Source organism: Vibrio sp. 05-20-BW147 (assembly GCF_013369385.1).
Classification (GTDB): Bacteria; Pseudomonadota; Gammaproteobacteria; order Enterobacterales; family Vibrionaceae; genus Vibrio; species Vibrio floridensis.
The window spans coordinates 1-1,421 of sequence record NZ_SZTO01000062.1 but is presented as its reverse complement, the minus strand read 5'-3'; the positions used below and the strand labels follow the sequence as shown (position 1 = coordinate 1,421).

The 1,421-nt window shown below is 41.6% G+C and carries 3 protein-coding genes; all 3 read left to right on the top strand.

From position 1 onward, the window contains the following. On the top strand, positions 1-105 hold a 105-nt coding region (locus tag FC652_RS19835; RefSeq protein ID WP_176299873.1), incomplete at its 5' end, for a DUF3265 domain-containing protein. A 37-nt stretch (positions 106-142) separates the two neighbouring features. Continuing rightward, the gene (locus tag FC652_RS19830) at positions 143-466 is read left to right on the top strand and encodes a hypothetical protein (protein ID WP_176299872.1); all 324 of its coding nucleotides are present in this window, start codon (positions 143-145) and stop codon (positions 464-466) included. 159 nt (positions 467-625) lie between these two features. Further along, positions 626-1,369, top strand: coding sequence for a hypothetical protein (locus tag FC652_RS19825; protein ID WP_176299871.1), 744 nt, complete (start codon positions 626-628; stop codon positions 1,367-1,369). Positions 1,370-1,421: the final 52 nt, after the last annotated feature.

The window sequence follows — 1,421 nt, the reverse complement described above, 5'->3', positions numbered from 1 at the left end:
GGGATTCATGCCGCGTGGCATTTTTGGTTTGCATTGAGTTTTGGTGGTGAAAGTGGTCTGCGGAAAGTTGGTTTAGGCGGCATTCACCCCTTAACGCAGCGTTAGCTGTATTCAGAAATACTCCAAACCCTCGTGAGGGAAAATGTACAAATTAGAGATTTTTTGCCAACCAGATCAGCAAGATGTAGTTCTTAGCACATTACATGATGCTGGTGTGGATAAGATTGGAAACTACGATCATTGCTGGGCATTAGGTTCTGTTATGGGATCACATCGAGCGCTCGAAGGCTCAAGCCCTGTTTTTGGTTCAGTTGGAAAGTTGGAAAATTATCCACTAATAAAAATTGAAATAAATGTAGCTCATGAACATGTAAAACCAGTGGTACAAAGGCTTAAAGCATGTTTGGGTTGGGAAGAGCCGTTGGTAAATATTGTCAAGCTATACAATAGTGACTTCGAACTTTGAGTTTAGAGCATACAGCTAACAAACGCCTCAAGAGGGACTGTCAACGCGTGGCGTTTCCAGTCCCATTGAGCCGCGGTGGTTACAGTTGTTGTGTTTGAGTTTAGTGTTATGCGTTGTCAGCCCCTTAGGCGGGCGTTATGGCAATTAGGAGTTAGTACGATGAAATACGAAGTTAGTACCCTTATCAAGAGACCCGATTTAATAAATCAGGTTGCTGCCCTTGATAATCGCTCTTGGCCAGTATTTTTACAAAATAGTGATGTGAAAAGTTGGAGTCATTTTTATGATGAGTTAAGTGCGTATGTATTGGTCTTAACTCAGAACGAACAAGTTATCGCTGCTGGATTTACTGTACCCGTAGTTTGGGATGGTAATGCCGATAAGTTACCAAGTTCTATTGAAGATGTAATCCAAGCAGGGTTAAGTGCTAAACGGGGCAATCTTAAAGCAAACACATTGATTCCTATTGGTGCACTTGTTGATAGTAGTATGCAAGGTAACGGACTTAGTTCAAAAGTTCTTATTGAAATGAAGCAATTAGCGATAAGCTGTGGTCTTTCCTCATTGATTGTACCGGTTCGACCAACAAAGAAATCTCAGTATCCGCTCCAATCAATTCATGAATATGCGCAATGGCGAAACGAAGAAGGGTATCTGTTTGATCCCTGGTTAAGGGTTCATGAAAAATTGGGTGCAAAAATCATAAAAGTTGCTGAGTGTACGCTAGAAGTTACCAACTCTATTAAAAACTGGAGTGACTGGACAGATATGGTTTTTCCCGTTTGTGGAGAGTATGTTGTAAAAGGTGCACTAAGTCCTGTGCGAGTTGACAAAAATAAGGACATAGCGACTTACCTTGAGCCGAATGTTTGGATGTTACATCCAATGGAGAATCGTGGCTAAAATTGCCATAACAAGGCGTTAAAGAGGGATTCATGCCGCGTGGCATTTTTGG